At 62.9% G+C, this 4,086-nt stretch carries 4 protein-coding genes; all 4 read left to right on the top strand.

The window, feature by feature from the left end:
- A partial coding sequence (locus DOU50_RS01055; protein ID WP_148768553.1) for a TonB-dependent receptor domain-containing protein occupies positions 1 to 1,365 on the top strand: 1,365 nt, incomplete at its 5' end.
- Between the two features lie 35 nt (positions 1,366 to 1,400).
- Complete coding sequence (gene chuS, locus DOU50_RS01050; protein ID WP_148768552.1) at positions 1,401 to 2,429, top strand: hematinate-forming heme oxygenase ChuS; 1,029 nt, start codon at positions 1,401 to 1,403, stop codon at positions 2,427 to 2,429.
- Positions 2,426 to 3,247: a heme/hemin ABC transporter substrate-binding protein gene (locus DOU50_RS01045; protein ID WP_148768551.1), complete on the top strand. Its 822-nt coding sequence runs from the start codon at positions 2,426 to 2,428 to the stop codon at positions 3,245 to 3,247. Before chuS ends, DOU50_RS01045 begins: the two co-directional genes overlap by 4 nt.
- Positions 3,247 to 4,086: FecCD family ABC transporter permease (locus DOU50_RS01040; RefSeq protein WP_148768550.1), on the top strand; the 840-nt coding region annotated here is incomplete at its 3' end. The genes DOU50_RS01045 and DOU50_RS01040, both read left to right, overlap by 1 nt.

Here is a 4,086-nt window from a genome sequence, read left to right as displayed (position 1 = left end):
GATATCCGCCAGAGCGACGGAGCAACCGCCCCTAACGACGAATCCATCAACAACATGCTGGCGAAAGGCAGCTGGAAACTCGACCCGGCCCAGACCCTGAGCGGCTCCCTGCGCTACTACAATAACGCCGCTCAGGAGCCGAAAAACCCGCAAACCACCGGGGCGGACAGCAGCAACCCGATGACCGATCGCTCCACCATTCAGCGTGACGCGCAGGTGGGCTACCGCATCGCCCCGGAAGGTAACGACTGGCTGAACGCCGACGCGAAGGTCTACTGGTCCGAAGCGCGCATTAATGCCCAGAATATCGACAACAGCGGCGAGTTCCGCAAGCAGACCACCAAAGGCGGCAAGGTGGAAAACCGCACCCGCCTGTTCAGCGACACCGTTGCAGCACACCTTCTGACCTACGGCGGAGAATACTATCGTCAGGAGCAGCATCCGGGCGGGGTAACCACCGGCTTCCCGGAGGCGAAAATCGACTTCAGCTCCGGCTGGCTGCAGGATGAGATCACCCTGCGCGATCTGCCTGTTACCCTGCTGGGCGGCACGCGCTATGACAACTACCGCGGCAGCAGCGACGGCTACAACGATGTGGATGCCGATAAGTGGTCTTCCCGCGCCGGGTTAACCGTCAGCCCAACCGACTGGCTGATGCTGTTTGGCTCTTACGCGCAGGCCTTCCGCGCGCCGACCATGGGCGAGATGTATAACGACGCCAAACACTTCTCCATTGGCCGCTTCTATACCAACTACTGGGTGCCGAACCCGAACCTGCGCCCGGAAACCAACGAAACGCAGGAGTTTGGTTTTGGCCTGCGCTTTGACGATCTGATGCTTGCCAACGATGCGCTGGAGTTTAAAGCCAGCTATTTCGATACCAAAGCCAAAGACTATATCTCCACCACCGTCGATTTCGCGGCGGCAACCACCATGTCTTATAACGTCCCGAACGCCAAAATCTGGGGCTGGGACATGATGGCAAAATACTCGGCCGACCTCTTCAGCCTCGACCTGGCCTATAACCGCACGCGCGGGAAAGACACCGATACGGGCGAGTACATCTCCAGCATCAACCCGGATACCGTCACCAGCAAGCTGGACGTTCCGGTGGCGCAAAGCGGGTTCTCCGTCGGCTGGATTGGGACCTTTGTCGATCGCTCAACGCATATCAGCAGCAGCTACAGCGAGCAGCCGGGCTATGCGGTCAACGACTTCTATGTCAGCTACAAAGGCCAGGAGCGACTCAAAGGCGTGACCACCACGCTGGTACTCGGCAACGCCTTCGACAAAGCGTACTGGTCACCTCAGGGCATTCCACAGGACGGTCGTAACGGCAAGATTTTCGTAAGCTATCAGTGGTAATTCCCTTCGGGGCAACTTTTCAGAAGGAAGAGACAATGAATCACTACACGCGCTGGCTTGAGCTAAAAGAAGCCAATCCGGGTAAGTACGCGCGCGACGTCGCGGGGTTAATGAACATCAGTGAAGCAGAGTTGACCTTTGCCCGCGTGGGTCACGATGCCTGGCGACTGCGCGGTGACATCCGCGAGATCCTGGGCGCGCTGGAGGCGGTGGGCGAAACCAAATGTATCTGCCGCAACGACTACGCCGTTCACGAACAGGTCGGGAACTTCACCAACCAGCACCTGAACGGCCACGCCGGGCTGGTGCTGAACCCGCGCGCGCTGGATCTGCGCCTGTTCCTCAACCAGTGGGCGAGCGCGTTTCACATCAGTGAAGCCACCGCCCGCGGCGAGCGGCAGAGCATTCAGTTCTTCGATCACCATGGCGATGCCCTGCTGAAGGTCTACGCCACGGATAACACCGACGTTTCCGCCTGGGGCGACGTGCTGACCCGCTTTATCTTTGCCGACAACCCGCCGCTGGCATTGAAGGTCCCCGATGCGCCTGCTCACGCGGAAAATGCGGAGGCTGCTCTCGTGGATAACGAGTGGCGCGCCATGACCGACGTTCATCAGTTCTTCAGCCTGCTCAAGCGCCATAACCTCAGCCGCCAGCAGGCGTTTCGCCTGGTGGGTGACGATCTGGCCTGCCGGGTAGAAAACACCGCGCTGGCGCAGCTGCTGGAAACGGCGCGCCGGGACGGTAACGAAATCATGGTCTTCGTTGGCAACCGCGGCTGCGTGCAGATTTTCACCGGCGCGGTGGAAAAGCTGACGCCGATGAAAGGCTGGCTGAACATCTTTAACCCAACCTTTACCCTGCACCTGCTGGAAGACGCCATTGCGGAGACGTGGGTCACGCGCAAGCCGACGGCTGACGGGCATGTCACCAGCCTGGAGCTGTTTGCCGCCGATGGAACGCAGATCGCCCAGCTGTACGGCCAGCGTACGGAAGGCGAACCGGAGCAGAACCAGTGGCGCAGCCAGATTGACGCCTTAACGGCGAAAGGGCTGGCGGCATGAAACGGTGGCTTGCCCTGCTCAGCGCCCTGCCCCTGCTGGCGTTTGCTGCGCCGCAGGAGAAAATCGTTACCCTCGGCGGCGACGTCACCGAGATCGTCTACGCCCTCGGCGCGGCGTCTTCGCTGGTGGCCCGCGACAGCACCAGCCAGTGGCCGCAGGCGGCGAACGACCTGCCTGACGTGGGCTATCTGCGCCAGCTCAATGCGGAGGGGATTTTGTCCATGCGCCCCACGCTGGTGCTGGCCAGCGCCCAGGCGCAGCCGTCTCTGGCGCTAAAGCAGGTTGAGCAAAGCCACGTCCGGGTCATCGCTATTCCTGCCGGTAACGACCTGAACGTCATTGATGAAAAGGTGCGGATCGTCGCTGAAGCGACGCACCGAGAGGCCGAGGGAGAGGTCCTGCGCAGCACGCTGCGCCAGGCGCTGTCGGCGCTTCCCGCGTCATCGCTCAATAAGCGGGTGCTGTTTATTCTTAACCACGGCGGGATGACCGCCATGGCTGCCGGACAACAGACCGGCGCGGACGCGGCCATTCGTGCGGCGGGCCTGCAGAACGCCATGCAGGGGTTCACCCGCTATCAGCCGCTGTCTCAGGAGGGCACAATCGCCAGCCAGCCTGACCTTGTGGTAATTTCGCAGGACGGGATCAACGCCCTTGGCGGTGAAGCGAATCTGTGGAAACTGCCCGGTCTGGCGCAAACCCCGGCAGGACGGAACAGGCAGGTGCTGGCAATTGACGATATGGCGCTGCTGGGCTTCAGCGTGCGAACGCCGGAAGCCATCCGGCAGCTACGTGCCAAAGCGGAGCAACTGCCCTGATGTCCCGGCGGATAGCCTTATCGTTATGGATGCTGACCGCGATCCTGACCGTCATGACGCTCGCAGCGACCGGGGTTGGGGCATTACACCTGCCGGCCAGCCTGCTGTGGGACGGCAGCGACGAGGCGCTGCGCCAGATCTGGCTGACGATCCGCCTGCCTCGCGTGCTGCTGGCGCTGGCGATCGGCGGTTCACTGGCGCTGGCAGGCTGCGTGATGCAGGGGCTGTTCCGCAACCCGCTGGCGGACCCGGGCCTGCTCGGCATCAGCAGCGGCGCGGCGCTCGCCGTTGCGCTATGGGTGGTGCTTCCGCTCTCGCTGCCTGCCCTGGTGATGCTGTATGCCCCGATGCTGGCGGCGTTTCTCGGTGCGCTGGCCGCCACCTTCGTGATTTTCCTGCTCAGCCGGCAGCGTGACGCTTCCCTGTCGCGCCTGCTGCTGGTAGGGATTGCCATCAACGCCCTGTGCGGCGCCGCCGTCGGCGTGCTGTCATGGCTCAGCAATGATGCCCAGCTTCGCCAGCTTTCCCTCTGGGGAATGGGCAGCCTCGGCCAGGCGCAGTGGTCGACGCTGCTGGCCGTCGCGTCTCTGATGATCCCCACCCTGCTGGCGATCTGGCGTCTGGCAGGGCCCCTCAACCTGCTGCAGCTGGGCGACGAAGAGGCGCACTACCTCGGCGTGGAGGTTGCCGCCGTGCAGCGGATCCTGCTGCTGTGCAGCGCCCTGCTGGTGGCCGCCGCCGTGGCGGTCAGCGGCGTGATCGGCTTTGTCGGCCTGGTGGTGCCGCACCTGGTGCGCATGTGGCTGGGGGCCGACCATCGGGCCGTGCTCCCCGGCTCG

Source organism: Enterobacter sp. C6, from assembly GCF_008122455.1.
GTDB lineage: Bacteria > Pseudomonadota > Gammaproteobacteria > Enterobacterales > Enterobacteriaceae > Enterobacter > Enterobacter pseudoroggenkampii.
Note: the sequence above shows the minus strand (reverse complement) of the source record. Positions and strands in the feature narration are given on the sequence as shown.